The following is a 26,982-nucleotide window of genomic DNA, read 5'->3' on the forward strand; positions in this document are numbered from 1 at the left end:
TATTAAGGTTGGTCGCAAATATCCATGCGACCTCAAGAACGCTGGATAATCCAGCCTGCAAGTTTACACCCCGGCACATCCATCACCTGTAAAACAGGGGAGTTGCTGCCTCCCGATATTTTCATTTTCCAACGGTTTTGCCAGTTTTTGTGCCGGAACGCCCCCATTTACGGTTGGGAATGATCAAAAATTTCACATTTTTCAAAATCAAAAAACATAGTAAAAACAATAATTTGAAAGCATAGAATTCCTGAAGGAACGCAGAAATTTCGCGAATGAAACATTTTCGCTTGCGTTTGATTTCGCGAGTTTGTAACGTTTTTGAAAATAAGGAACGACAGCTATCACCAGCTGTCAATAATCGGGCAATCAGGGAGGAAGCGGTTGCTCACTTCAGATACATATGACGTTGCCATCATTGGCGGCGGCATCAATGGTGCAGGTATTGCCCGTGATGCTGCCGGACGCGGCTTAAAGGTCTTTTTGTGCGAAAAAAACGACCTTGCCTCTGCCACGTCTTCGGCCAGCACCAAACTTATTCATGGTGGTCTGCGTTATCTTGAATATTACGAATTCCGCCTGGTGCGCGAAGCCCTGATTGAACGCGAAGTGCTGCTGAATGCAGCCCCGCATATCATCTGGCCGCTGCGGTTTGTGCTGCCCCATGTCAAGGGTCTGCGCCCGGCCTGGATGATCCGGCTTGGTCTGTTTCTTTATGATCATTTGGGCGGGCGCAAAAAACTTCCCGGTTCCGAGGGTATTCATCTGTCCCATCACAAGGCGGGGGCACCGCTGGTACCGGGCATGGACAAGGCCTTTGTCTATTCCGATTGCTGGGTACAGGATGCCCGCCTGGTTGTTTTGAATGCAATGGATGCCCGCGACCGCGGGGCGGAGATTAATGTCGGCACCGAATGCCTGTCTGCCCGGCGTGACGGCGGGGAATGGATCGTTACCGTTCGCCAGAATGGCGCAGAACACGAGATCCGGGCCAAATCGCTGGTCAATGCCGCCGGGCCGTGGTGCGCAGAATTGCTGGAAAAACGGGTTAGCGCACATAAAAAACAGGGCATTCGCCTGGTACAGGGCAGTCACATTGTTGTGCCCAAGCTGTTTGACCATGATTATTGCTATATTTTCCAGAACCCCGATGGCCGTATTGTTTTTGCCATCCCCTATGAACAGGATTTCACCCTGATCGGCACCACGGATCGCGATTACAAAGGCGATCCCGCCAGGGTCGCGATCAGTGACGATGAAATTTCCTATATGTGCGATCTCGCCAACACCTATTTCGCCCGTAAGATTGCGCCCAAAGATGTTGTCTGGTCCTATTCGGGGGTGCGTCCGCTTTATGGCAATGGCGAGGAAAATGCCTCTGCCGTGACCCGCGATTATGTTCTGGAAATTGACCAGCAGAATGACGAAGCCCCGCTGCTTAATATTTATGGCGGCAAAATAACCACCTATCGCAAACTGGCCGAAGCCGCCCTTGCCAAACTTTCGCCGTTTCTGGGCAATCACGAAACCGCTTGGACAAGTGGTTCTCCCCTGCCCGGCGGAGATATGCCTGATGCCGATTTTGAGAGCTATTTCGCTGCAATGCAGCAACGATTTTCCTGGCTTCCGGAAGCCCAGCTCTACCGTTACGTGCGAAATTACGGCACACTGATCAACCAAATCATCGCCGGGGCAACGGATATGTCCGGTCTGGGAGATCATCTGGGAGACGATGTTTATGAAAACGAATTGCGCTACCTGATGGAGCAGGAATGGGCCCGCTGTGCGGACGATGTGCTGTGGCGTCGTTCAAAGCTTGGCCTGCATGTATCAAAGGACACGGCAACTGCCATTGCCGACTGGTTTGCCAAAACCGCCCCTTCCATCCGAACCGCCCCGTCGGGCGAAGGAAACGACGACAAATGACCCTGACACTTGAAAATATTACCAAAACCGTGGGAGGTGTCACCCATATCGACGATGTGTCGATGACGCTGGAGCCGGGTTCGTTCAATGTTCTGCTGGGCAGAACGCTTGCCGGTAAAACCACCCTGATGCGCATTATGGCCGGGCTGGAACCGCCGAGCAGTGGCCATATTCTGGTCAATGGATCGAATGTCACCGGACAAAGGGTGCAACAACGCAAAGTCGCGATGGTCTATCAACAGTTCATCAATTATCCGTCGATGACTGTTTATGACAATATCGCATCCCCGCTGAAATTGCAGGGCACCGCGAAGGCCGAAATTGACAAGCGTGTGCGCTCGACCGCCGAATTGATGCATATCGAACATTTGCTGGACCGTTTGCCCCAGGAACTTTCGGGCGGGCAGCAACAGCGTACCGCAATGGCCCGCGCGATGGTCAAGGATTGTACATTGCTGCTGCTGGATGAACCTCTGGTAAACCTGGATTACAAATTGCGCGAAGAACTGCGCGAGGAAATCCCCAACCTGCTGGCAGAGCGTGACACCATCGTGGTTTACGCCACGACCGAACCGATGGAAGCCCTGTTGCTGGGCGGCAAATGCGCGGTGATGCACGAAGGACGCGTCACCCAGTTCGGCCCGACGACACGTGTTTTCCATAATCCGGCCACGGTTGAAACCGGTCTTATTTTCTCCGACCCGCCGATTAACCTTATTGGCGCACGGGTCAGCAATGGCGCGCTGGAACTTGCCAGCGACCACAAGGTTGCCCTTTCGGGCCATTTTGCAGACCTGCAAGAGGGGAATTACACCATTGGCGTTCGGGCCAATCATCTGTCCGTGGTAAATCCCGGCCCGGGTGCCATTGCCATGCAGGGGCATGTCGAACTGGCCGAAATTACCGGGTCGGAAACCTTTGTCCATGTGCATTTCAGCGATGTTTCCTGGGTTATTCAGGAAGAAGGTGTTCACAACCCGACATTGGGGGAAACATCGACCTTCTATCTCGATCCCTCGCGCCTGTTTGTGTTTGATGCCCGTAACCGGCTTGTGGCAGCGCCCCCTGTTGAAATTGCAAACGGCAAGGCCGCCTGAGCCCGGAGAGTTAAAATGGCACGTATTGATCTTGATAACCTTGCCCATTCCTATTTTCCGGACCCGAAAGGCGACGAGGATTATGCCCTGCGCCGGATGGAGCATGTCTGGGAAGATGGCGGGGCCTATGCCCTGCTGGGGCCGTCGGGCTGCGGCAAAACCACCCTTTTGAACATCATTTCGGGACTGTTGACCCCGTCGCATGGCAAGGTCCTGTTTGATGGCAAGGATGTGACCAACCTGGCCCCGGAACAGCGCAATATTGCGCAGGTTTTCCAGTTTCCGGTGATTTACGACACCATGACGGTGTATGAAAACCTGGCCTTTCCGTTGCGCAATCGCGGGGTGGATGAAAAACGCGTTCACGCCCGGGTGCATGAAATTGCCGAGATGCTGGATTTAAGCGGAAAGCTGAAACAAAAGGCGCGCGGCCTGGGAGCGGACGAGAAACAGACCATTTCGCTGGGCCGTGGCCTGGTGCGTGATGATGTTTCGGCCATTTTGTTTGACGAACCGCTGACCGTGATTGACCCGCATCTGAAATGGGTTTTGCGCCGCAAGCTCAAGGAAATTCACAACAAGCTGCGCCCGACAATGGTGTATGTCACCCATGACCAGATCGAGGCCCTGACCTTTGCCGACAAGGTTGTCGTCATGTATGGCGGCAAGGTGGTCCAGCTTGGCACCCCACAGGAACTGTTTGAAAACCCGGCCCATACCTTTGTCGGTTATTTCATCGGCAGTCCCGGCATGAATATCATGCCCTGCAATATCGACGACGGTGCCGCCTGGATTGACGGGCAGCGCATTGCGCTAAGCGATCAGCAATTAACCGCACTTGGCAAAGCATCGGGCAAAACCGAACTGGGCATTCGCCCCGAATTTGTCCGCCTGCATACCGAAGGCCAAGCGCCCGAAGGCAGCATTGAAGTCAATATCGTCAAGGTCGAGGATTTGGGGCAGTTCAAAATCGCCACCACCCGCTTTGGCACTACCGAACTGAAAGTCAAAGTCGGCGAGGACCAGCAGATTGTCGGGCAAAGTGGTTTCCTGCAATTCCCGCAGGAATGGACCAAAATTTACGCCGACAGCCAGTTGGTTGCATAAGGGGAGGCAGGAAAATGAACAAGATTACCAATAACAAGGCCTGGTTCCTGGTACTGCCGGTTTTCTTTATCGTCGCGATCAGTGCCATCATTCCGCTGATGACGGTGGTGAACTATTCCGTGCAGGACATTTTGGACCCGCAAACACGCTATTTTGTCGGCACCGAATGGTTCAAACGGATTTTGACCGATTATCGCCTGCACGAAGCCCTGCTGCGCCAGATTGGCTATTCGTTAAGTGTGCTGTTAATTGAAATTCCGCTTGGCATTGGTATTGCCCTGACTTTGCCGCGCAAGGGCTGGGGTGTTTCGGCCTGCATGGTGCTGCTGGCCCTGCCCCTGCTTATTCCCTGGAATGTGGTGGGCACCATCTGGCAGATTTTCGGCCGTGCCGATATTGGCCTTGGCGGCTATTTTCTCAACAAGATCGGCATTGACTATAACTATACCCAAAGCTCGGTTGCGGCCTGGCTGACGGTTCTGGTGATGGATGTGTGGCACTGGACCAGCCTGATTGTGCTGCTGTGCTATGCCGGTTTGCGCTCCATTCCCGATGCCTATTATCAGGCGGCAAAAATTGACGGCGCGTCGCGCTGGGCGGTTTTCCGCTTCATTCAATTGCCCAAAATGCAGTCGGTTCTGGTGATTGGCGTTCTGCTGCGCTTCATGGACAGCTTTATGATTTACACCGAACCCTTTGTTTTAACAGGCGGCGGGCCGGGTAACGCCACCACATTCCTCAGCCAGTATCTGACACGCATGGCGGTTGGCCAGTTTGACATTGGACCGGCAGCGGCATTCTCGCTGATCTATTTCCTGATCATTCTGCTGGTGTGCTGGGTTTTCTATACCGTCGTGATGAACGCCGGACAGCGGGGAGAACAATAAAATGAAGTTCCAGAAACGTCACATCGCCCTTTTGGTCTATATCCTGTTTCTGTTGCTGCCGATTTACTGGCTGTTCAACATGTCGATCAAAACCAATACCGAAATTCTGGGATCCATGACGCTGTTCCCGGATAATCCGACCCTGGCGAACTATGCCACGATCCTGACCGATCCGGCCTGGTATTCGGGTTATATCAACTCGATGATCTATGTATCGATCAATGTGGTGATTTCGCTTACAGTGGCCCTGCCCGCGGCTTATGCCTTTTCGCGGTTCAACTTTACCGGCGACAAGCACCTGTTTTTCTGGCTTCTGACCAACCGCATGGCCCCGCCGGCCGTGTTCCTGCTGCCCTTTTTCCAGCTTTATTCGTCGGTCGGGCTGTTTGATACGCATATCGCGGTCGCCCTGGCGCACTGCCTGTTTAACGTGCCGCTGGCGGTGTGGATTTTGGAAGGGTTCATGTCGGGTATTCCCAAGGAAATCGACGAAACCGCCTATATCGACGGTTATTCCTTCCCGCGTTTCTTTGCCACCATCTTCATTCCACTGATCCGTTCGGGCATCGGGGTGACGGCGTTCTTCTGCTTTATGTTCAGCTGGGTGGAACTGCTGCTGGCCCGCACCCTGACCTCGGTTGATGCCAAACCGATTGTGGCAACCATGACCCGCACGGTTTCGGCATCGGGCCTGGATTGGGGTGTTTTGGCGGCCGCCGGGGTTTTGACCATCGTACCGGGTGCGCTTGTTATCTGGTTTGTCCGCAATTACATCGCCAAAGGCTTTGCGATGGGCCGGGTTTAACCGGAAGAGAAAGGATTACGAACAATGTCATGGATGGCCTGGACACCGGTTACGGCAATCTTTTTTGGTTGTGTCGCGCTGATGCTCCTCATTATGGGGCTGTGGCAGGCGGCATCACCCACCATTCCCCGGCGGGGTTTCCTGCCGCTGGTGACAACCCGGGGGGATCGCCTGTTCATCAGCCTGCTGGGGGCTGCCTATATTCACCTTGGCTGGTTGGCCTTTACCGATGCCAGCATTTATTACGCATCAGGCATTGCGGTCGTGTGGCTGCTTGTTGTGATGCGCTGGGGTTAAGAATGTTGCGACCGGGAAGGCGTCCTACCGCGTCCCGACCGCTTTTGAGTTTCGCCATAACGGGCACCGGTCTTCCCCCGTTATGGTGTGCCGGATTTCATGAACTGGCAATTTAACGGAAGACCAACAGGGAGGAACGATATGATCGTTAAAGCCAAAGGCTCCTCTGCCGTTATCAGGGGCAGTGCTGTTGCGGTTGCACTCGGGCTGGCAGTTCTTGCCAATCCGGCGATGGCCGACCAGTATACTGACGCGGCACAGAAATGGGTCGATAGCGAATTTCAGCCATCGAGCCTGAGCAAAGAAGACCAGATGAAAGAAATGGAATGGCTGATCAAGGCAGCCGAACCGTTTCGCGGCATGGAAATCAATGTGGTGTCAGAAACCCTGACCACACATGAATATGAATCCAAAACGCTGGCCAAGGCCTTCTCCGAAATCACCGGGATCAAAATCAACCACGATCTGATCGGCGAAGGCGACGTTATCGAAAAATTGCAGACCCAGATGCAATCTGGCCGCAATATCTATGACGCCTATGTCAATGACTCCGACCTGATCGGGACTCACTTCCGTTATAATGCCGTCGTGCCGTTAAGCGATTTCATGGATGGCGAAGGCAAGGATGTGACATCCCCGACCCTGGATCTGAAGGACTTTATCGGTCTTTCCTTTACCACCGGCCCGGATGGCAAACTTTACCAACTTCCTGACCAGCAGTTCGCCAACCTTTACTGGTTCCGGTATGACTGGTTCCAGCGTGCCGACCTGCAAAAGCAGTTCAAGGACAAATACGGCTACGATCTGGGTGTGCCGGTTAACTGGTCTGCCTATCAGGACATCGCCGAATTCTTTACCAATGACGTCAAGGAAATCGACGGCAAAAAGGTCTATGGCCATATGGATTATGGCAAAAAAGACCCGTCCCTTGGCTGGCGTTTCACCGACGCATGGCTGTCGATGGCTGGCGAAGGCGACAAGGGCCTGCCAAACGGCCTGCCGGTGGATGAATGGGGGATCCGCGTTGAAGGTTGTGCACCCGTTGGTGCCAATGTGACCCGCGGGGGTGCCACCAACAGCCCGGCATCGGTTTATGCCCTGACCAAATATATCGACTGGCTGAAGGCCTATGCCCCGCCAGAGGCCGCCGGCATGACCTTTAGCGAGGCTGGCCCGGTTCCGGCACAAGGCAATATCGCCCAGCAGATTTTCTGGTATACGACCTTTACCGCCGATATGGTCAAGGACGGCATTCCTGTTGTTGACAAGGACGGTATGCCGAAATGGCGTATGGCCCCGTCGCCGCATGGCCCGTATTGGGAAGAAGGCATGAAACTGGGCTATCAGGATGTGGGGTCCTGGACGCTGATGAAGTCCACCCCGCTGGAACGCCGCAAGGCTGCCTGGCTGTATGCCCAGTTCGTGACCTCGAAAACCGTGTCACTGAAAAAGACCCTGACCGGTCTGACCCCGATCCGTCAGTCTGACCTGGATACCCAGGCGATGACCGACATTGCCCCGAAATGGGGTGGCCTGGTTGAATTCTATCGCAGCCCGGCCCGTGTTGCCTGGTCGCCGACCGGGACCAACGTGCCGGATTATCCGAAACTGGCCCAGCTTTGGTGGCAGAACGTGGCCGAAGCCGTCACCGGTGAACGGACCCCGCAGGAAGCGATGGACAACCTTGCCAATTCGATGGACCGGGTGATGGAACGTCTGGGTCGTGCCGGTATCGGTGGTGATTGCGCCCCGAAACTGAACGAGGAACGCGACGCACAATACTGGTTTGACCAGCCCGGTGCACCGAAACCGAAACTCGCCAATGAAAAGCCGCAGGGCGAGACCGTCAAATATGACGATCTGATCCAGGCATGGCGTGAAGGCCGCGTGAAATAAGGCGCAGCCCAACTGATATTGGATGCGGAAGATGGCGGGTTTGCCGTCATCTTCCGCCATTTCAGCAAATTCTGCTTTTTTACGGTCTTTATTGTCTGCAAAGACGATTTTGATGTCTTTGACCGGTTCATCAAATATCTGAAATCCGGCAAACCGGATTCATCCATGCCCCTGAAATATCAGGGACTGCCGACCAAACCGCCTTTCACCAAAGGCCCCCGGCAGGGAGGAAACCAATGAAATTCCTAAAATCCGCACGCGGTTCGCAGGGCGCAACCGCCAGTGCACCCGCACCCCGAAAATCGCGCAAAGCAGGGCAGCCAGGCCGCGCATCATCGGCGCGTTTTACAATTGGCATTCAGGGGCGCTTGATGGCATCTTTTGCCGTCATTCTTGTCCTTGCGGGCATTTCCTCTGTCGTCTCCTGGATTTCCTTTGGCAATACCCGCCTGCTGGTGGACGAAATTGCCAGCAAAAGCCTGCCCTCCATCATTGGTCAGATGGAACTGGCAATGGATGGCACCGGGCTTGCCGCCCAGGCACCTGTTCTGGCGGCATCGCGCAACAGCAAGGAATTGCAAGCCACCGAAGAACGGCTTGATGCCCTGATTGCCAGTGCGCGCAGCCGCCTGGATGATATTATTGCCAATGGCAATAACGAAGCCTCGCTCACCACCCTTTCCGACCGGCTCAACGAAATTGTTGCCCGCCGCCAGACCCTGCAACAGCTTACCGAGGCCCGCCTTGCCCTGCAAAAGCGGCGCGGTGACATGACACTGGACATGGTTTATGCCTATGCCGACCTGTCGGATTATCTAAGCCCGCTGATTGAAGTCACCGACATTGATGTATCGCGCGGCATCAGCCGGGTTGCCAATGGCAATAGCGATGCCGCCGCCAGCTTGAAGGACGTTATTGCCTTTTCGCAATTGCTCGCGGAAATTCGCGCCAATATCAACCTGGCCTTTGGCATGTTGACCGCCGCCATTGCCGTGCCAGAAGGCGATGCGATGGATGAAGTGCGAAATAAATGGAACTGGGCGGAATTGCGCATTACCGATGCCCTGGCAAAACTGCCCGACAATGATGATGGCAGCAAAATCCGTGATTTTGCCAAGGCCCTTCTTGCTTTTGGCAAGGGGGATGATGGTGTTTTCACCCTGCGCGAAACGGAATGGGATAACCAGGCCAAAACACAAAAAACCCTGAACGACACCCTTGCCAGTGCCCAACAGCTTGGCGCGGCCATTGCCCAACTGGTTTCGGAAAAACGCCTTGAAGTCGATAACAAGGCGGAATCCACCCTGGCAAAAGTTGCCCGCGACCAGCAGCTTATTGCGATTATTGGCACCAGCGTGCTGGTTATTTCCCTGCTGATTTTGGTGTTTTACGTACGTGGCAACCTGATCAAACGGTTGCTGCGCGTGATTGCCGGGTTGCGCGAAGTGGCAAATGGCAACCTGGACACCGAAGTGCGCGACAATGGCCGCGATGAAATTGGCGTGATGGCGGGTATTTTGCGCCAGTTTCGCGCAACGGCCCTGTCCGCCCGCGAGGCCGAACAGCAGGTGGCACGCGAACGGGCCGCTGGCGAAGAAGAAAAACGTGCCGCCATGCTGTCCCTTGCCGATGCGTTCGAGGCATCGATTTCAACTGTGGCAGGCCAGGTTTCCAGCGAGGCCGAAGACATCGCCCAAACATCAAACAATGTACGTGATCAGGCCGAGATTGCATCAGGCAGTGCCACCGATGTGGCCAGTGCCTCCGAAGAAATTTCAATCAATATGGCGTCGGTTTCCCAAGCAGCACAGTCGCTTTCGGAGCGTGTGCGCGAAACCGGAGAACGGGCACAAAAATCGCTGGTGGCGGCAGAAAACGCGGTGGATATTGCAACGGAAACCAACACTACCATGCGCGAGCTTGAAACCGGTGCCAGCGAAATTGGCGAAATCCTGAGCCTGATCCAGGATGTGGCGGCGCAAACCAACCTGTTGGCGCTGAATGCCACCATCGAGGCCGCCCGTGCAGGCGATGCCGGCAAGGGCTTTGCCGTTGTCGCCAGCGAGGTGAAAAACCTTGCCAATCAAACCGGCACGGCAACCGACCGCATCGCCCGGCGGATTAACGATATTCAGTCCACCACTGGTATTGCGGTTGAGGCGATTGCCAAAATTGGCAACAGCATTTCCGCCATTCATGAGACCGTCGAGGAAATGTCGCGCGCGGTGGAAGAACAGCAGGAATTCGTTGCCGAAATTGCTTCGAATGTGGAGCAGTCCGCGCTGGCAGCCCGCGAAATGAACCACACCATCAACCAGGTCAGCAGCTCCGCAACCGATAATCTGGCGGCAATGGACGGCCTGCAGCAGGCCACCACCCGGCTGCGCCATCATTCCGATGATCTTTCGGGCCGGGTGCGGGAATTTCTCGGATCCATTCGTTCTGACGGGGGCACATCTTCATCCCCTGCCCCGACACCCTGACATTCATTATCGCCTTTCAACATCATCGTGCCTTGCCCAAAACCGCACAGGAAATTTCATGCCCCGGTCATTGCCCTTATCGTTTCGTCACCTTGCCACATCGCTTGGCGTACTTGCTGTTTCGTCAGGTATGGCCTTTGCCGGCCCGGCCCTTGAGGATGGTATTGCCGCTTATCAGCAGGGAAAGTTTGAACAATCGGCCAGCATTTTTCAGCCTTTGGCGCAAAACGGCGATGCAACGGCGCAATATCTTTTATCCTGTCAAATGATCAACGGGGCCGGGCTTGCTGCCAATCAACAGGCCGGGTGGGAAATGCTTGATCAGGCAGCACAGGGCGGCCATCCCGATGCCGAGATTTTGCAGGCCAGGCGGCTGGAAGCCACACAGGGATCGATGCACGACATAAAGGTTCTGTATGAAGATGCCGCCCGGCAGGGCAATGCCCAGGCCCTGATGTGGCTGGGTCTTGATCATTTGCAAAATGACCGTATGGATGACGCCCGCGAACAGTTTGAAAATGCCTGGGCTGCCGGTGATCCCAGAGCAGGCACCATGATCGCGACACGTTTTGCCAAAAACCGGCAGGAACGGGAAGACTGGTTGCGCAAAGCCGCACAACATGGCGAAACCCACGCAGCGGCGTATTTGGCCAAGGATTACGAAAAATCCGATGATAAGGCTCAGGCAATGGGCTGGTGCGCGATTGCATCCGGCCTGCCCGGCCATGAGGCAAATGTGGATTGGAAGGAAATTGGCAATGCGATTGCCAAAAATTGCGCCCGTCTTGATGCCGATATGACCCCCGACGCCCGGGCCGATAATCGTGACAAAGTTGATCAGTTCCTGAAATCGTTTTTCGCAGAATACCAGCCGTGGCATCCGTGGCGGCCTTGCGTCATTCAACCTTGACAATAGCCATTCCCGTGGCTGTGCAATCCTGATTACGGGAAATTTGATATTTCAGTATCTGAAATATGATTTCCACTATAGTCACAATGCCATCGTTTCTGACGGAGCGATGGCATTTTTGTTTTTTTCGCGCAACAGAAAACCTGTTGCAGATGATGGAATGTTGCAGCAGTCATCGCGCAACACCTGTTGCATTTGCTGCAACAGGTGCAAATTCAAGTTATTGAAAATAAACACTTACCGTTTGGCATAACGCTTGCAAATCATGGTTTCACCTCAGGGAGGAAGATTGAGGAAACCATGAAAAAAATAGGCATAATTGCCAATCCAATCTCGGCCCGGGATATTCGACGGGTCATATCACATGCAGGCAACCTGCCGATTAATGACCGTGCCAATATTGTGTTGCGCATGTTGGCCGCCCTTGGTGCAACCGGGGTTGAAGATGTCGTGATGATGCCGGAAAACAGCGGCATCCGCTTTCATCTGATGCGCAGCATCGAACGCGAACGCAAAATGGGCCATCACGGCTTCCCGCGTGTTTCCTATATCGACATGCCCGTCACCATGACCGCAAGTGACAGTGCCCTTGCCGCCACAATCATGGCCGAGCAGGATGTGGCGGCCATTATCGTTCTGGGTGGGGATGGTACCCATCGCGTTGTGTTGCAGGCCTGTGCCGATATTCCCATTGCCGGGGTTTCAACCGGCACCAACAATGCCTTCCCCGATTTGCGCGAACCCACCATTACCGGGCTTGCCGTTGGCCTTGCCGCAACCGGGCAGGTGCCTGCCGATCAGGCCTATATGCACAACAAATGGCTGGAAATTTTGGTGAATGGCGACCGGCACATTGCGCTTGTGGACATGGCGGTTGTCGATGATCGCTTTGTTGGTGCCCGCGCCATTTGGAAAACGCAAAGTTTTCGCGATCTTTTCGTTACATTTGGTCTGCCTGGTGCCATTGGCATGTCCTCGATCGTCGGGCTGACCGATCCGGTGGATCGTGGCACCCCGGAGGGGCGCCATATCGTCCTGTCACCGGATGCAAACCGGGTTTTAAACGCCCCGATTGCGCCTGGACTGATGGACAAAGTCGGCATTCAGTCCATCACGCCCATGACAGCCGAAAGTGTCCATACCCCCTCCATCCCGGCGGGAACGCTGGCCTTTGACGGGGAACGCGAAGTTACCTTTGATCAAAATGACGAGATTTCGGTGCGGCTGGTTGCCAATGCCTTTCGCACCATCAATGTCCCGGCCTGCATGCGGTTCGCCGCCCAGGCCGGGCTGTTTATCCAAACCAGAAACTGACAACAAACACAGGGAGGTTTTCCTCATGTCCAGCCCATTCCCGTTACCCAAAGAACGGCTGTTGGATGCCTATCGCAAAATGAAAACGATCCGCGATTTCGAGGAACGTTTGCACGTGGATTTTGCCCGTGGCGAAATTCCCGGTTTTGTCCACCTTTATGCCGGTGAAGAAGCCACGGCCGTTGGCATCATGATGCACCTGCATGACCGGGACCGCATTGCCTCCACCCATCGCGGGCATGGTCATTGCATTGCCAAGGGCGTTGATGTCAAGGCGATGATGGCCGAAATTTATGGCAAAGCCACCGGCTGTTGCGGTGGTAAAGGCGGCTCCATGCACATCGCCGACCTTAGCCTGGGCATGATGGGGGCCAATGGCATTTTGGGGGCCGGTGCGCCGCTGGCCTGCGGGGCCGCGCTTGCCGCGCAAAAACTGGGCCATGACGGCATTGGCATCACCTTTTTTGGTGATGGTGCCGCCAACCAGGGAACGGTTTTGGAAAGCATGAATTTGGCCGCCATCTGGAACCTTCCGGCCATTTTTGTTGTCGAAAACAATGGCTATGCCGAGGCCACATCGGTCGATTACGCAACCGCATCTGACAGCTATGTGGACCGCGCTGCCGGGTTTGGCATGCCCGGCGTTACGGTGGACGGCGTTGATTTTTTTTGCCGTTTTTGAAGCGGCGGGCGAAATCATCAAACGTGCGCGCGAAGGTGCCGGACCAACCCTGATGGAATGCAAAACCATACGGTTTTTCGGCCATTTCGAGGGGGACGCCCAAACCTACAAGGCACCGGGGGAAAACGACCATAACCGTGAACATAATGACTGCCTGAAACTGTTTCGCACCAAGGTCATTGATGCCGGTGTCATCACCGCAGCCGAGCTGGATGCCATTGATGATGAAGTTGGCCAGTTGATTGACGAAGCCGTCGAACTTGCCATTGCCGCCCCGGAACCGGGGGCCACGCATTTAACAACCGACGTCTATGTGAACTGAACCGGGGCTTAAACCCTCCCGAGGAAACGGCCCTTCACGGCCAGCGAAAACAGAAAAAACAGGAGTGCAAAATGGCACGGATCATCAGCATGAAAGATGCGGTTAACGAAGCCCTGGATCAGGAAATGAGCCGCGATCCCACCGTGATCATGATGGGCGAAGATATTGTGGGCGGATCAGGCGCACCTGGCGAAGATGACGCATGGGGCGGTGTGCTCGGCGTTTCAAAGGGGCTGTATCACAAACACCCCAAACAAATGCTTGATACCCCGCTTTCGGAAAGTGCCTATGTCGGGGCGGCCATTGGGGCAGCGACGGCGGGCCTGCGACCGGTGGCGGAACTGATGTTTGTCGATTTTATCGGTGTGTGTCTGGACCAGGTTTTTAACCAGGCGGCCAAATTCCGTTACATGTTTGGTGGCAAGGCGCAAACGCCGGTGGTTATTCGTGCCATGTGCGGGGCGGGTTTTCGGGCTGCCGCCCAGCACAGTCAAATGCTGACCCCGCTTTTCACCCATATTCCGGGGTTAAAGGTTGTTTGCCCGTCCAACGCCTATGACACCAAAGGGCTTCTGATCCAGGCCATTCGCGACAATGACCCGGTAATTTTCCTCGAACATAAAAACCTGTATGCCAGCACGGCGGACGTGCCCGAGGAACCCTATACCATCCCCTTTGGCGAGGCCAATATCGTGCGTGAAGGCGGCGATGTCACCATTGTGACCTATGGGCAAATGGTGCAGCGGGCCGAACAGGCCGCCGACATGCTGAAAAAGGACGGGATCGAGGCCGAAATCATCGATCTTAGAACCCTCTCGCCCATCGATATGGATAGCGTGCTGGAAAGTGTCGAAATGACCGGGCGGCTGGTGTGTGTGGATGAAGCCAACCCGCGCTGTTCGATTGCGGCGGATATTGCGGCCAATGTCGCACAGGACGGGTTTGATGACCTGAAAGCCCCGATCCAGATGGTGACGGCCCCGCATTCACCCGTGCCGTTCTCCCCTTCGTTAGAAGACATCTATATCCCGTCAGCGCAAAGCATTGCTGACGCCGCCAGAAAAACGATGGAGGGTTAAGCATGACCGAAATTACCCCGATCCTGATGCCCAAATGGGGCCTTTCCATGCAGGAAGGCAAACTGACCGACTGGCACATCAAGGAAGGTGACGAGGTGAAGGTCGGTGATGAAATCATGGATGTGGAAACCGACAAAATCACCAATGTCGTCGAAGCCGCCGATGGCGGCACCGTGCGCCGGATTGTCGGCACGGCAGGCGAGGTTTATCCGGTCCGGGCCTTATTGGCGGTAATGGCACCGGCATCCGTGCCGGAAGAAGAAATCGACGCCTATGTCAGTGCCTATGAAACACCGGTGAGTGACGAAGAGGACGAAGATACCGGACCAGCCTACCACGTTATAGAACTGCCGATTGGCAAAATCCGTTATGCCGAACAAACCGGCGCCAATGCCGATCAAACACCGATTGTTTTGATTCATGGCTTTGGCGGGGATCTGGATAACTGGCTGTTTAACATTGATGCCCTGGCCGAACATGCGCCAGTTTACGCTTTGGATTTGCCCGGTCACGGCCAATCGGTCAAATCGGTTGATCCGGGTGATCCAGGCATCTTTACCCAAACGCTGCTGGATTTTATGGATCATTGCGACATCAAGCGTGCCCATCTGGTCGGCCATTCGATGGGTGGTCTGGTGGCCGGGTCAACCGCCCTTGATCACCCCGACCGGGTGGCATCGCTAACACTGATATGCAGCGCCGGTTTGGGCGAAGACATCAACAAGGATTACATTGATGGCTTTGTCAATGCGGCCGGGCGCAAGGAGTTGAAACCGGTACTGACCCACCTGTTTTATAATCAAAGCTTGGTGTCGCGTGCGATGGTGCAGGACCTTTTGAAATATAAACGCCTGGACGGTGTACAGGACTTCCTGACGCAACTTTCGACCACGGCGTTCAGGGATGGCAAACAGGCCCGGATCATTGCCGATAAGCTTGCCACCCTTGACATTCCCATCACGGTGATCTGGGGCGAGAATGATGCCATCATCCCCGCCAGCCATGCCCAAAACCTGCCGGATGTCAAACCCCATGTACTGGGCAGTGCCGGGCATATGGTGCAAATGGAACATGCGGGCGAGGTCAATAAAATAATCGCCGCCTCGCTGGATTAGCCCGGCACAAAAAACATCCTAAAACAAAAACAGATCAGGTCGCCCTGCCCTTGTGGCGGCCTGGTTCACCCCATCCTGCGGGAGGAAACGAAATGAATAATTCCGTAAAAGACCGTTCCATCATCATCACCGGTGCGGGACAGGGCATCGGCCAATCGATTGCCGCGGGCCTTGCCAGGGCCGGTGCCCATGTGATTGTCGCCGACATCAATGCCGATACCGCCTCCAAAACCGCCGAAGATATTTCGGCAGCGGGCGGAAAGGCCATTGGCATGACGGTGGATGTCACCAACCGCCAGAGTGTGACCGAGCTGATTGCTAAAACGGTCGAAAAGAACGGCAAACTCGATGCGATGTTTAACAATGCCGGTATAGCGCATGTGAAAAAATTCAACGACATCACCGAAGATGACTGGCACCGGGTGATGGATGTGAATGCGATGGGTGTTTTGATTGGCACCCAGGAAGCGGCCAAACATTTTATCGCCCAGGGCAAGGGAGGCAAAATCATCAATACCGCCTCGATCGCCGGGAAACAGGGTTATGAACCGCTGGCCCATTATTCCGCCAGCAAATTTGCCGTGGTGGCCTTAACCCAGGCGGCGGCCCGCGCCTTTGGCAAACATAAAATCAATGTCAATGCCATCTGCCCCGGTGTGGTTGCCACCGATATGTGGAAACTGATCGACAAGGGCTTTGTCGATGAAGGGCTGACCGAACGCGACAACGAAGCCTTTGACGGTTTTTCAGCCGATATTTTGATGGGTCGGCCCTCGCGCCCCGACGACATGGTGGGGGTCAGTATTTTCCTTGCCTCCAGCGGGTCGGACTATATGACCGGTCAAAGCCTGATGGTTGATGGCGGGATGGTACTGGTTTGATGAGCAAGAACCCGGACAATACCAGCGTGCAGGACAAACTGAACGCCATTAACAGCCGCGCGATGAACCTGTATGCCGCCGATAAAACCACCATGACCGCGTTTCGCGGTGTGATGCAGGCGGCCAATCGCACAGGCGAAATGTCACCCGCGATCAAGGAGTTGATGGCAGTTGCCATTGCTGTCGCGAAAGGATGCGAGGATTGCATCCTGTTTCACATTAACGAAGCCCTTAAACATGGTGCCAGCCGCCAACAGCTTGTTGAAAGTCTGGCGATCAGCATTGAAATGGCCGGTGGACCGGGCACGGTTTATGCCGCCAAGGCCCTGACCATTTTTGATGCCCTGCAAAACGGAGAACCTGCATGAAAGCCCTGAGATTTCACGCTGCAAAAGACCTGCGGATTGAAAATATCGACCAGCCGCCCGCACCCGGCCCCGGCCAGGTTGTCATTCGCAACCGTTATGTGGGGATCTGCGGTACCGACCTGCATGAATATGTGAGTGGCCCCATTTTTGTGCCCACAGATGCACATCCCTTTACCGGCGCAACATCCCCACAAGTACTGGGCCACGAATTTGGCGGCGAAGTTATTGCCATTGGCGAAGGTGTAAGCAAAGTTGCCATCGGCGATCGTGTGTCGGTGCAACCGCTGATCATGCCGCGCAATGACGAACATTTTGCCGACCGGGGCCTGTTTAACCTTTCGGGCAGCCTGGCGCTGGTCGGGTTAAGCTGGATTTCCGGCGGTATGTCGGAAATGGCGCTGCTTAATGATTATAATGTTGAAAAAATCCCCGATAGCATGAGTGACGAGGAAGCCGCCCTTGTCGAACCGACAGCGGTATGTGTTTATGCCTGCGACCGCGCGGGTATCACGGCCGGTGACAGTGTGCTGGTTACGGGCGCTGGCCCGATTGGCATGCTGGCATTGCTTTGCGCCCGTGCCTTTGGGGCGACCAAACTGTTTGTTTCAGACCTGAACGAAACCCGCCTGGAGCTTGCCCGCAAGATTGTACCCGGTGTGATCACCATCAACCCCAAACAGGATAATGTTGGCGATGTGGTGCGCGCCCACAGCCAGGACGGTGTGGGCTGTGACATCGCACTCGAATGTGTTGGCAATGAACATGCCCTACAATCCTGCCTGGATGCCGTTCGCAAACAGGGCGTGATTGTTCAGACCGGCCTGCATCCGGGCAAAGGCAGCCTTGATTTCTTCCAGCTGACTTTCAAGGATGCCGAAATTCGCGGGTCATGGTGCTACCCGACCCATAGCTGGCCGCGCACGATTGACCTTATTTCATCAGGTGCCGTGCCGGCATCCCGCGTTGTAACCAAAAAAATCACGCTGGACCAGGCTGTCAAAGACGGGTTTGACGCCCTGCTCGACCCGGCCGGGTCGGAGCTTAAAATTCTGATTGATCTTAAAGCCTGACAGTTTTTGTCAGCGCCATAAAGTCAACACAGATAAGACCTTTGCTATGGGGTGGTCAAAGATGGTATTTTGACCGCCCCATATTATGGGAGGAAACAATGGGAAGGCTAAATAACAATCAGCCCCATACCCTCGAAATCATGCGCGTGGCAGAAGGGCAAAAAAGCCCCCAACGCGACGAGGATGTGCAGGCTTCCTGGCGACGCTGTTTATACGACCACCAGTTGGACCCGACGCGATATGAAGGTGCGCGGATACTAACACAGCAGGAATTGCGCCATCATCGCCAGGCATCGGAAGAATTGCTGTGCATGGCCCGCTACGGCATGGAAGATCTCTATCGCCGGGTCAATGCGATGGGCTATATCCTGCTTTTGACCAATGCACAGGGTGTTGCCATCGACACCATCGGTGATCAAGACCTGGATCGGGAATTACGCCATGCCGGGCTGATTGCCGGGTCCGAATGGCATGAAAGCCATGTGGGCACCAATGGGGTTGGGGCCTGCCTGATGACGGGGCGCGAAATTATTGTTCACCGCACCGATCATTTTGATATGGCATTAACCCCGCTTTCCTGCACGGCAGTGCCCATTCACGACACAAAAGGCACCCTGATCGGGGTTTTGGACCTGTCACACCTGCAAGCCCCACAAGACAAAATGAGCCAGGCCCTGACCCTGGAAGTCATGAAATCCTGTGTGCGGCGCATTGAAATGGCAAATCTGGTGCAAACCCACCGGCAGGACTGGATTTTGCGGCTTCATCCCACGGCAGAATTTCTTGATGTGGACCCGATGGCCGCCATTGCCATTGGCACCGACGGGCGCATTCGTGGCATGACCCATAATGCGCATAAACTTCTGGCCCGCTCCCTGCCCGATCAATTTCATAACACGCAAAATGGCGCGACTATCACCGGACAATTGATTGGCCGGACTTTTTCCGACCTGTTTGCCTATGACCCGGAAGACCTGCCGAAACTGTCGCGTTCACGTGGCAATGGCGATGGCATGATCGAACTGCAAAGTGGCGAATTTACCTTTGCCCGCGCTGTACCGCCGGTGGCCGCGATCAAAAGACGGGTTATCAACGCCCTGCCAGCGCCGTTGCAAAACATTCATGGCGGCGACCCGGCCCTGCAAAAACTGGCCGAACAGGCCGCCAAACTGGTTGACCGGCAAATCAGCATCATTTTGCGCGGTGAAACCGGCACGGGTAAGGAATTTATTGCGCACGCCATGCACAAGGCCAGCCAGCGCCGGGGGCCGTTTATTGCGATTAATTGCGCGGCCCTGCCCGAAAGCCTGATTGAAAGCGAATTGTTCGGCTATACCGCGAATGCCTTTACCGGGGCCAATGGCAAAGGCAAAAAAGGCCTGATCCGCGAAGCACACGGCGGCACCCTGTTTTTGGATGAAATTGGCGATATGCCGCTTGCCATGCAGGCCCGGCTGTTGCGTGTTTTATCGGAACGCGAAGTGATGCCGGTGGGTGGCAGCCGGGCGGAACCGGTGGATATTCGCGTTATTTCCGCCTCTCACCGCGACTTGCCCCAGCTTGTTGCCAGGGGTGAATTCCGCCAGGACCTTTATTACCGCCTAAACGGGCTGACGCTGGATATTCCCGCCGTTCGCAACCGGGCCGATATGCAGTGGCTGATCGAACATATTGCCCGCAAGACCGACGGTAGCCCTACTTTCTCAGTCGAGGCCATGAATATATTGCTGGCCCATGACTGGCCGGGAAATGTGCGGGAAATTGTCAATCTGTGCGCCCTGTGCGCTGCCCTGTGTGACGGCGCGGTTATCACCCCGGATGATTTGCCCCCCGAAATCGTCGATAAAGGGCAAGGCCAACCGGCAAAACCACGACCGCTGCTTGCGGCAAATGGCAACCATCCGGCCCGTCATGTCGTCCCGCCGACCAATGATCATAACGAGGCCGCAAGGCTGCGTACCCTGATCATGGCCTGTGATGGCAATATTTCGGCGGTGGCCCGGCAGGCCAATGTCAATCGCAGCACCATATATCGCCGTTTGCAGCGGTTCGGCCTGGGTCATCTGATCAAACAAAACAGGTTTTCTGATGTGAACCGGATTTAGAACATGTATGGACAGGCAAAATGACGGTTTAAAGCCCGGCCAAAATCTCTGCTGTTTGCGGCATTTTGCCAAGGGTGTTCTTAATCCGGTTGCGCCATTTGGGGCCACGGTCCCGCGCGTCCTCTAACGCTTCCTTGAGGTCATAGGGACGATCCTGTGCCAAAACCTCGATCAACAGGGCGGCCTGTTGCTGGTCTTTGCGCTGTTTAAGGGCGACATCGCTGCCATGACGGCGGTCCGCCACGATCAGTTTGTGAATGGCAAAGCGTTCCGGGCGCGGCACATTCACCAACAGGCCATTGCGATACAATACTGCCGATTTGATGGGATCGGCGATCAGGTAATTGAGGTGATGTAGGGACAGCGCACTGACACCAAGGGCGGGCAGGTTTTTAACCCTTTCCTGTTCATCAAAGGACGGGCTTAAAAATTCCACCAGGGAGCCATCCTGTTTTTGTTTCCAGCGCCAGAATGTCCGCCCTTCCTGCGAGGGAACGGCTTCAAATTTCAGATCGGCAAAAACATCACCCAGATTTTCATCAACCTGATCATCAATTGCGACAGACAACCGCTCGAAACTGGCGATATCGACATCCATTGTCTGGGCTAGGTCATCCGTCGTCAGGCGAATGCCCAATTCGCCCTCATACAGGCGAAAGGCATTGGTGCCGACCAGCACCCCACCCAGACGAAACACCCCCACCCGCGCCATTGCGGCAAGCAAACTGCCCGTGCCCCGATCCACCGGCAACAGGCCTTCGGCCCGTAAAATACGCATCAGGCGGCCACACTGTTTTTGCCGTTCTTTTTGTTCCGCCCGGATGGCATTGATCCGTTCGATGCGTTGGCGCATGTCATCGTTATTGGGGCCAATGAAGCGCACGATGGTATCTGTCCCCAAGCGGTAACGGTCATACCAGTATTCGCGCCCGTTCAAAACGCGCAGTTCGGGCGTGCCGCGCACATCCAACACCTGCTCGTCCTTTAGCAAACGAAGCAAATCCGTATATGTCGCAACCGCTGTTGCACTGAGATTTCGGTAATTTCCGGCCATAACCCGCCATACTGCACAAATTATTTCATGTGCAGTATGGTAACAGAAACTGAAAATACTGCACAAATTATTTTATGTGCAGTATTTCAAGGACTATCAACCCGCCAAAATGTTTACGATGTTAACACAATTTCGTAAACCGTTGCGGGTTTGCCTGTTTTCAGGGTGAGATTGGCGACTGAAGGATCACACATCATGGCGTCAAGGGGTTGCAATTCATGGCTTTCGCCGCTGTCTTCAACAATTTCAACCGCATCCTGAACCAGTATGACCGTAACCGCTTTTTCCGATGTCGTGAGGGTTTGAGTACCATTAACGACATGCCGGGTAACGCGATGTGTGTTGTGACCTCGCCGGGTCATCACATTCAAATCCGTAATGGGACCATCCACCAGCAGTGCCGATGTCGCAACATCGGCGGCAAACGGATAAGGTTCCGTATCGCGGGTTAGTGTGACAGGGACCTTATCACCAATCACAAGCGTCATCCCCGCCCCGTGCAGAATGGAAAGGGTGCGATCAATCCCGGGGAAGCTGGAAAACGGGCCATCGCTGGCAACTGTTGCCATGCTGATGCGCCAGGCAAAATCATCCAGCCCGGCATTGGCAGGGAAAACGGCGATTTCCACTGTTTCCCCGCCACCGTTTTTCCACGGCATTCGGCGATAGTCACTTGCCCGCAAAATGCGGACGGCCGAAGGCGCATTCATGGTCAGTTACCCAGAATACCGGGCAAACGCAGGCCATGTTCGCGGGCGCAATCAATGGCAATGTCATAGCCCGCATCGGCATGGCGCATCACCCCCGTCGCCGGGTCGTTCCACAAAACACGTTCCAGGCGACGGGCGGCATCGTCGCTGCCATCGGCACAAATCACCATACCCGCATGTTGCGAGAAGCCCATGCCAACACCGCCACCGTGATGCAAGCTGACCCAGGTCGCACCCGATGCGGTGTTGAGAAGGGCATTCAAAAGCGGCCAGTCGGAAACCGCATCGGAGCCATCCTGCATCGCTTCGGTTTCGCGGTTGGGCGATGCGACCGAGCCACTGTCAAGATGGTCACGGCCAATCACAATCGGCGCCTTGAGTTCGCCCGAGGCGACCATTTCGTTAAAGGCAAGGGCCAGGCGGTGACGGTCGCCCAAACCAACCCAGCAAATACGGGCGGGCAGCCCCTGGAAGGAAATGCGTTCGCGCGCCATATCCAGCCAGTTATGCAAATGATGGTTATCGGGCAGGATTTCCTTTACCTTGGCATCGGTTTTGTAAATGTCTTCCGGGTCGCCCGACAGGGCCGCCCAGCGGAACGGGCCAACGCCCCGGCAAAACAGCGGGCGAATGCAGGCCGGGACAAAACCGGGGAAATCAAAGGCGTTTTCAAGCCCTTCTTCCTTGGCCATCTGACGGATATTATTGCCATAATCGATGGTCGGAATGCCCTGTTCGTGGAAGGCCAGCATCGCCTCGACATGTTCACGCATCGAGGCACGGGCGGCCTTTTCAACCGCTTTGGGGTCGCTTTCGCGTTTGGCCTTCCATTCGCCCATGCTCCAGCCCTTGGGAAGGTAGCCATTTACCGGGTCGTGGGCCGATGTCTGGTCGGTGACAAGATCCGGCTTCACGCCACGGCGGACCAGTTCCGGCACAATTTCGGCGGCATTGCCCAAAAGGCCGACCGATTTTGCTTCGCCTGCCTTGGTCCAGCGGTCAATCATGTCCAGGGCTTCGTCCAGGCTGTCGGTTTTGGCATCGACATAGCCGGTGCGCAGGCGGAAATCGATGCTGTCCGGATTGCATTCAACCGCCAGGCAGCAGGCCCCGGCCATCACGGCGGCCAGCGGCTGGGCCCCGCCCATGCCACCAAGACCCGCAGTCAAAACCCATTTGCCTTTCAGATCGCCGTTATAATGCTGGCGGCCCACCTCGACAAAGGTTTCGTAAGTGCCCTGCACGATGCCCTGGCTGCCAATGTAAATCCAGGAACCGGCCGTCATCTGGCCATACATCATCAAACCCTTTTTATCGAGTTCGTTAAAATGATCCCAGTTCGCCCAATGCGGCACCAGGTTGGAATTCGCAATCAGAACACGCGGCGCATCCTTGTGGGTGCGGAAAATCCCCACCGGCTTGCCCGACTGCACCAGCAGCGTTTCGTCTTCTTCCAGCGATTTTAACGACGCGACAATGCGGTCAAAATCCTGCCAGGTGCGTGCTGCACGGCCAATGCCGCCATACACCACCAGTTCATGCGGGTTTTCGGCAACATCCGGGTGCAAATTGTTCATCAACATGCGCAGTGGCGCTTCCGTCAGCCAGGATTTGGCCGAAATTTCGGTACCGGTCGGTGCGATGATGTCACGAATATTATGGCGCGGATTGCTCATGGTTCAGTTTCCCTTGGCTAGATCAAAGGCGATCTTTTCGATGTTCTGCAAAATGGTTTTCAGATGCGCGCGCAATGGCGCTGCGACAGTCTCGTCATAGTCAAAAGGCGGTTCTTCGCGGGCAAGATGGGTGGATTGCGCCAGCTCCATCTGCACAGTGTGTATATTTTGTGCCGGGTTGGCATAATGTCGGGTGGTCCAGCCGCCGCGAAAACGGCCATTCAAAACCGATGTAAATCCGGCGGCATTTCCGCACACCCCTACCACGGCCTGCTCGATACGCGGTTCACAGGTGGTGCCATTGTCGGTGCCAATGTTAAAATCCGGCAGTTTACCGTCGAATAAAAACGGAATATGTGAGCGGATCGAATGGCAATCATAAAGCACGGCCACCCCGTGGATCGCCTTTACCCGCGCAATCTCCGCCTTCAAGGCCGCATGATAGGGCGTATGAAACTGTTGCTGGCGGCGCGACACCTCGTTTGCATCGGGTTCCTGCCCGTCCTGCCAGATCGGGTTGCCATCAAAATCGGTAACTGGCACAAGGCCGGTGGTATTTTGCCCCGGATAGAGGCTTTGCCCCGACGGGTCGCGGTTGGCATCAATCACATAACGGTGAAACAGGGCGCGCACCGTGGTGACACCGGGCAGCAGGCCATCATAAAGCCTGTGAATGTGCCAGTCGGTATCGGCCAGGATTTTGCCATTGTCATTCAGCTTCTCGCAAATATCGTCCGGCACATCCGTTCCCGTATGCGGGAAGGCCAGAATCACCGGCGATGACCCCTGTTCAACATCAAAAACACGCATATTGAATATCTCCCGCCTCGTTTGAATGTTTTCAACCTGCTGTTTTAAAAACGATTTTTAATCGTCGCTGGCGCAGATTGAAAAATTGCGATCACCTGACTGGAATTGTATCTTTTCCTTTGTTGCCTTTATGTATATACATAATAACAGGCAACACAACATATTTCTTGCCGTCCTGACAAACAGGACGCGAATGGGAGATTTCAGGACATGGCAATGCTGCATGCAAAATCGCTTCTGGGGGAACATGGCTGGCAGGAAAATGTGCGGCTATCGGTTGAAGATGGCAAAATTGCCAGCCTGGAAACCGGTGTCTCCCCTGCCCCGGACGATGAATGCCACGCCGTAATTGTGCCTGCGATGCCCAACCTGCACAGCCACGCCTTTCAGCGCGCAATGGCGGGCCTGGCCGAAATGCGCGGTACGGGCAGCGACAGCTTCTGGAGCTGGCGCACCAACATGTATCATTTCGCCCTGTCCATGAAGCCCGATGATGTGGAGGCGGTTGCCAGCCAGCTTTATATGGAAATGCTCGAAGCCGGTTTTTCCCGTGTCGGTGAATTTCATTACCTGCATCATGACCATGACGGCAGCCCTTACGCCCATATCGGCGAAATGGCGGATCGTATCACCAGTGCCAGCGCCAATACCGGCATTGATTTAACCCTGCTGCCGGTTTTTTATGCCCATGCCGGGTTTGGCGGTACCGCCCCGACGGAGGGCCAGCGCCGGTTTATCAATTCGATTGAGCAGTTTGAAAAACTGATTGCCGCCTGTAATGAAACGGCCAAAACACGCGATGGCATGGTTGTCGGTGTCGCCCCGCACAGCCTGCGGGCGGTCACCCCCGAGGAGCTGACACATGTGAGCAAAATAGCAGGTTCCAACCCCATTCACATCCACATTGCGGAGCAATTGCTGGAGGTCAATGACTGCATCAAATGGTCCGGCCAGCGCCCGGTTGAATGGCTGCTGAATCATGCCGAGGTCAGCGATCAATGGTGCCTGGTGCACGCCACCCACATGACCGACGATGAAACCACCCGCATGGCCCAAAGCGGTGCCATTGCCGGGTTGTGCCCGATTACCGAGGGTAATCTGGGCGATGGTACCTTCCCGGCAGAAACCTTTTTGGCACAGGGCGGCCAGTTTGGCATCGGGTCGGATTCCAACGTGCAAATCAGCATTCCATCCGAACTGCGCCAGTTGGAATATTCCCAGCGCCTGCAGCACAATTCGCGCAATGCCATTGCCAATATCTCCTCCTCGACCGGGCGGACGACTTTTGACCATGCGCTTAAAGGCGGTGCGCGCGCCCTTGCCACCGATTATGGCATTGCCGCTGGCAAAACCGCCAATTTCGTATCGCTTGATACAAGCGAGGCATCGTATCTTTCGGGCGATCACATCCTGGATGCCTGGATTTTTGCCGAAACAATCAAGGTTGAGGATGTGTGGGTGCGCGGGCGCAAGGTTGTGCGACAGGGCCGCCACATTGCGCGGGACCAGATCGCGCCGAAATTTCAGCAAACCATGAAAAACCTGCTAGCGAAATAGTCCCCCGCCATAACGAGTTTGGTTCCCTTTCCCCTGCCGGATCGGCTAAAAGGGGCGTCATTGGCAAATCAGGAACAAGCGTTATCCATGCGGGCAAAAAAGGCACCTACCCTGCACCAGCAGATTATCAACGATATTGAAGGCAATATCCTGTCGGGCGCGTGGCCGCCGGGCCATCGCATTGCCAATGAACTGGACCTGGCGGAACAGTATAATTGTTCGCGCATGACGGTGAACAAGGCCCTCAGCCAGCTTGCCAGCGCCAATTTGATTGAACGGCGCAAAAAGTCCGGCAGTTTTGTCACCCAGCCCCAGGCGCAATCGGCGATCCTGGAAATTCACGATATCAAGCTGGAAGTACAGTCTCTGGGGTTGCCTTATGAGTATCAGCGCCTGGCCCGGTCCACCCGCACGGCAACGTCAAGCGACAGGAAAAGCCTGGAACTTTCAGAAAACGCGGACATCCTTGCTGTGACGGGCAGGCATCTTGCCGGTCCGGGTGTTTTTTGCCTGGAAGAACGCCTGATCAATTTGGCTGTGGTTCCCGAGGCCCGCGAGGAGAATTTCATCGACACCGCCCCCGGCCCGTGGCTGACCAGCCGGGTGCCCTGGACCACGGCGGAACATATGATCAAATCCGTCGGCGCAAACGAGCATTACGCCCAGGCCCTTGATATTGCAAAGGGAACGGCCTGCCTTGTCATCGAGCGCCGCACCTGGAGCCATAACGGCCCCGTCACCCATGTCCGCCTGACCTATCCCGGCGACCGCCACGCCCTGGTGGCGCGATTTACCCCCACCGACCCAACCGGCAAAGCAACCGCCTTTTAG

At 55.3% G+C, this 26,982-nt stretch carries 24 protein-coding genes; 20 read left to right on the top strand and 4 right to left on the bottom strand.

Going from position 1 to position 26,982, the window contains the following annotated elements:
• Positions 1-384: 384 nt before the first annotated feature.
• The 18 genes from glpD (at position 385) to TH25_RS17545 (ending at position 20,344) form a co-directional block, all read left to right on the top strand.
• Positions 385-1,926, top strand: a complete 1,542-nt coding sequence (gene glpD, locus TH25_RS17460; protein WP_114089595.1) for a glycerol-3-phosphate dehydrogenase — start codon at positions 385-387, stop codon at positions 1,924-1,926.
• On the top strand, positions 1,923-3,023 hold the full coding sequence (locus TH25_RS17465; protein WP_114089596.1) for an ABC transporter ATP-binding protein: 1,101 nt from the start codon (positions 1,923-1,925) through the stop codon (positions 3,021-3,023). The genes glpD and TH25_RS17465 overlap by 4 nt, the downstream gene beginning before the upstream one ends.
• 15 nt (positions 3,024-3,038) lie before the next feature.
• Positions 3,039-4,130 (top strand): ABC transporter ATP-binding protein, encoded by a 1,092-nt coding sequence (locus TH25_RS17470; protein ID WP_114089597.1) that lies wholly within the window; start codon positions 3,039-3,041, stop codon positions 4,128-4,130.
• A 14-nt stretch (positions 4,131-4,144) separates the two neighbouring features.
• On the top strand, positions 4,145-5,017 hold the full coding sequence (locus tag TH25_RS17475) for a carbohydrate ABC transporter permease (RefSeq protein WP_114089598.1): 873 nt from the start codon (positions 4,145-4,147) through the stop codon (positions 5,015-5,017).
• A gap of 1 nt (position 5,018) precedes the next feature.
• The gene (locus TH25_RS17480) at positions 5,019-5,822 is read left to right on the top strand and encodes a carbohydrate ABC transporter permease (protein ID WP_073956907.1); all 804 of its coding nucleotides are present in this window, start codon (positions 5,019-5,021) and stop codon (positions 5,820-5,822) included.
• Between the two features lie 24 nt (positions 5,823-5,846).
• Entirely contained in the window at positions 5,847-6,119 is a 273-nt protein-coding gene (locus TH25_RS17485; RefSeq protein ID WP_114089599.1) for a DUF2160 domain-containing protein, read from the top strand.
• Positions 6,120-6,260: 141 nt separating this feature from the next.
• Positions 6,261-8,015: an ABC transporter substrate-binding protein gene (locus TH25_RS17490; RefSeq protein WP_114089600.1), complete on the top strand. Its 1,755-nt coding sequence runs from the start codon at positions 6,261-6,263 to the stop codon at positions 8,013-8,015.
• A gap of 236 nt (positions 8,016-8,251) precedes the next feature.
• Entirely contained in the window at positions 8,252-10,498 is a 2,247-nt protein-coding gene (locus TH25_RS17500; protein ID WP_114089602.1) for a methyl-accepting chemotaxis protein, read from the top strand.
• Positions 10,499-10,556: 58 nt separating this feature from the next.
• Positions 10,557-11,408, top strand: a complete 852-nt coding sequence (locus TH25_RS17505; RefSeq protein ID WP_258549205.1) for a tetratricopeptide repeat protein — start codon at positions 10,557-10,559, stop codon at positions 11,406-11,408.
• Between the two features lie 300 nt (positions 11,409-11,708).
• Entirely contained in the window at positions 11,709-12,722 is a 1,014-nt protein-coding gene (locus TH25_RS17510; RefSeq protein ID WP_114089643.1) for an ATP-NAD kinase family protein, read from the top strand.
• 25 nt (positions 12,723-12,747) lie between these two features.
• The gene (locus TH25_RS17515) at positions 12,748-13,404 is read left to right on the top strand and encodes a thiamine pyrophosphate-dependent dehydrogenase E1 component subunit alpha (protein ID WP_473243029.1); all 657 of its coding nucleotides are present in this window, start codon (positions 12,748-12,750) and stop codon (positions 13,402-13,404) included.
• Positions 13,382-13,726 carry a thiamine pyrophosphate-dependent enzyme gene (locus TH25_RS25780; RefSeq protein WP_473243030.1) on the top strand — a complete coding sequence of 115 codons (345 nt, stop codon included), beginning with the start codon at positions 13,382-13,384 and terminating at the stop codon, positions 13,724-13,726. Before TH25_RS17515 ends, TH25_RS25780 begins: the two co-directional genes overlap by 23 nt.
• A gap of 71 nt (positions 13,727-13,797) precedes the next feature.
• Positions 13,798-14,805 carry an alpha-ketoacid dehydrogenase subunit beta gene (locus TH25_RS17520; RefSeq protein WP_114089603.1) on the top strand — a complete coding sequence of 336 codons (1,008 nt, stop codon included), beginning with the start codon at positions 13,798-13,800 and terminating at the stop codon, positions 14,803-14,805.
• 2 nt (positions 14,806-14,807) lie between these two features.
• Entirely contained in the window at positions 14,808-15,920 is a 1,113-nt protein-coding gene (locus tag TH25_RS17525) for an acetoin dehydrogenase dihydrolipoyllysine-residue acetyltransferase subunit (RefSeq protein ID WP_114089604.1), read from the top strand.
• 92 nt (positions 15,921-16,012) lie between these two features.
• Positions 16,013-16,801, top strand: a complete 789-nt coding sequence (locus TH25_RS17530) for an SDR family NAD(P)-dependent oxidoreductase (protein WP_114089605.1) — start codon at positions 16,013-16,015, stop codon at positions 16,799-16,801.
• Positions 16,801-17,169 (top strand): carboxymuconolactone decarboxylase family protein, encoded by a 369-nt coding sequence (locus tag TH25_RS17535; protein ID WP_220151449.1) that lies wholly within the window; start codon positions 16,801-16,803, stop codon positions 17,167-17,169. Before TH25_RS17530 ends, TH25_RS17535 begins: the two co-directional genes overlap by 1 nt.
• Entirely contained in the window at positions 17,166-18,239 is a 1,074-nt protein-coding gene (locus TH25_RS17540) for a 2,3-butanediol dehydrogenase (RefSeq protein WP_114089606.1), read from the top strand. Before TH25_RS17535 ends, TH25_RS17540 begins: the two co-directional genes overlap by 4 nt.
• A gap of 98 nt (positions 18,240-18,337) precedes the next feature.
• Positions 18,338-20,344: a sigma-54-dependent Fis family transcriptional regulator gene (locus TH25_RS17545; RefSeq protein WP_114089607.1), complete on the top strand. Its 2,007-nt coding sequence runs from the start codon at positions 18,338-18,340 to the stop codon at positions 20,342-20,344.
• Positions 20,345-20,372: 28 nt separating this feature from the next.
• Here the strand turns inward: TH25_RS17545 and TH25_RS17550 are convergent, their stop codons facing one another.
• From TH25_RS17550 to hutG, 4 genes are all read right to left on the bottom strand, one after another.
• Positions 20,373-21,335, bottom strand: coding sequence for a nucleotidyltransferase family protein (locus TH25_RS17550; RefSeq protein ID WP_258549206.1), 963 nt, complete (start codon positions 21,333-21,335; stop codon positions 20,373-20,375).
• A 176-nt stretch (positions 21,336-21,511) separates the two neighbouring features.
• Positions 21,512-22,108 carry a HutD/Ves family protein gene (locus tag TH25_RS17555; RefSeq protein ID WP_114089609.1) on the bottom strand — a complete coding sequence of 199 codons (597 nt, stop codon included), beginning with the start codon at positions 22,106-22,108 and terminating at the stop codon, positions 21,512-21,514.
• A gap of 2 nt (positions 22,109-22,110) precedes the next feature.
• Positions 22,111-23,784 (bottom strand): urocanate hydratase, encoded by a 1,674-nt coding sequence (gene hutU / locus TH25_RS17560; protein ID WP_114089610.1) that lies wholly within the window; start codon positions 23,782-23,784, stop codon positions 22,111-22,113.
• 3 nt (positions 23,785-23,787) lie between these two features.
• Entirely contained in the window at positions 23,788-24,594 is an 807-nt protein-coding gene (hutG, locus tag TH25_RS17565) for an N-formylglutamate deformylase (protein ID WP_114089611.1), read from the bottom strand.
• Positions 24,595-24,804: 210 nt separating this feature from the next.
• Here hutG and TH25_RS17570 point away from each other — a divergent pair, with 210 nt between their 5' ends.
• Both TH25_RS17570 and hutC read left to right on the top strand, forming a co-directional pair.
• On the top strand, positions 24,805-26,151 hold the full coding sequence (locus TH25_RS17570; protein WP_114089612.1) for a formimidoylglutamate deiminase: 1,347 nt from the start codon (positions 24,805-24,807) through the stop codon (positions 26,149-26,151).
• 87 nt (positions 26,152-26,238) lie between these two features.
• Positions 26,239-26,982 carry a histidine utilization repressor gene (gene hutC / locus TH25_RS17575; protein ID WP_114089613.1) on the top strand — a complete coding sequence of 248 codons (744 nt, stop codon included), beginning with the start codon at positions 26,239-26,241 and terminating at the stop codon, positions 26,980-26,982.

Origin of the sequence: Thalassospira profundimaris (assembly GCF_003326755.1) — a bacterium.
In the GTDB taxonomy this organism is placed as follows: domain Bacteria; phylum Pseudomonadota; class Alphaproteobacteria; order Rhodospirillales; family Thalassospiraceae; genus Thalassospira; species Thalassospira profundimaris_B.

Excerpts from the sequence above, each read along its gene's own strand:
- TH25_RS17475 (WP_114089598.1), top strand. The coding sequence starts at position 4,145 with ATGAACAAGATTACCAATAACAAGGCCTGGTTCCTGGTACTGCCGGTT.
- TH25_RS17535 (WP_220151449.1), top strand. The coding sequence starts at position 16,801 with ATGAGCAAGAACCCGGACAATACCAGCGTGCAGGACAAACTGAACGCC.
- hutU (WP_114089610.1), bottom strand. The coding sequence starts at position 23,784 with ATGAGCAATCCGCGCCATAATATTCGTGACATCATCGCACCGACCGGT.
- TH25_RS17505 (WP_258549205.1), top strand. The coding sequence starts at position 10,557 with ATGCCCCGGTCATTGCCCTTATCGTTTCGTCACCTTGCCACATCGCTT.
- TH25_RS17480 (WP_073956907.1), top strand. The coding sequence starts at position 5,019 with ATGAAGTTCCAGAAACGTCACATCGCCCTTTTGGTCTATATCCTGTTT.
- TH25_RS17490 (WP_114089600.1), top strand. The coding sequence starts at position 6,261 with ATGATCGTTAAAGCCAAAGGCTCCTCTGCCGTTATCAGGGGCAGTGCT.
- TH25_RS17525 (WP_114089604.1), top strand. The coding sequence starts at position 14,808 with ATGACCGAAATTACCCCGATCCTGATGCCCAAATGGGGCCTTTCCATG.
- TH25_RS17485 (WP_114089599.1), top strand. The coding sequence starts at position 5,847 with ATGTCATGGATGGCCTGGACACCGGTTACGGCAATCTTTTTTGGTTGT.
- TH25_RS17530 (WP_114089605.1), top strand. The coding sequence starts at position 16,013 with ATGAATAATTCCGTAAAAGACCGTTCCATCATCATCACCGGTGCGGGA.
- TH25_RS17540 (WP_114089606.1), top strand. The coding sequence starts at position 17,166 with ATGAAAGCCCTGAGATTTCACGCTGCAAAAGACCTGCGGATTGAAAAT.
- TH25_RS17555 (WP_114089609.1), bottom strand. The coding sequence starts at position 22,108 with ATGAATGCGCCTTCGGCCGTCCGCATTTTGCGGGCAAGTGACTATCGC.
- TH25_RS17500 (WP_114089602.1), top strand. The coding sequence starts at position 8,252 with ATGAAATTCCTAAAATCCGCACGCGGTTCGCAGGGCGCAACCGCCAGT.
- hutC (WP_114089613.1), top strand. The coding sequence starts at position 26,239 with ATGCGGGCAAAAAAGGCACCTACCCTGCACCAGCAGATTATCAACGAT.
- TH25_RS17545 (WP_114089607.1), top strand. The coding sequence starts at position 18,338 with ATGGGAAGGCTAAATAACAATCAGCCCCATACCCTCGAAATCATGCGC.
- TH25_RS17570 (WP_114089612.1), top strand. The coding sequence starts at position 24,805 with ATGGCAATGCTGCATGCAAAATCGCTTCTGGGGGAACATGGCTGGCAG.
- TH25_RS17470 (WP_114089597.1), top strand. The coding sequence starts at position 3,039 with ATGGCACGTATTGATCTTGATAACCTTGCCCATTCCTATTTTCCGGAC.
- TH25_RS17510 (WP_114089643.1), top strand. The coding sequence starts at position 11,709 with ATGAAAAAAATAGGCATAATTGCCAATCCAATCTCGGCCCGGGATATT.
- TH25_RS17465 (WP_114089596.1), top strand. The coding sequence starts at position 1,923 with ATGACCCTGACACTTGAAAATATTACCAAAACCGTGGGAGGTGTCACC.
- hutG (WP_114089611.1), bottom strand. The coding sequence starts at position 24,594 with ATGCGTGTTTTTGATGTTGAACAGGGGTCATCGCCGGTGATTCTGGCC.
- TH25_RS17520 (WP_114089603.1), top strand. The coding sequence starts at position 13,798 with ATGGCACGGATCATCAGCATGAAAGATGCGGTTAACGAAGCCCTGGAT.
- TH25_RS17515 (WP_473243029.1), top strand. The coding sequence starts at position 12,748 with ATGTCCAGCCCATTCCCGTTACCCAAAGAACGGCTGTTGGATGCCTAT.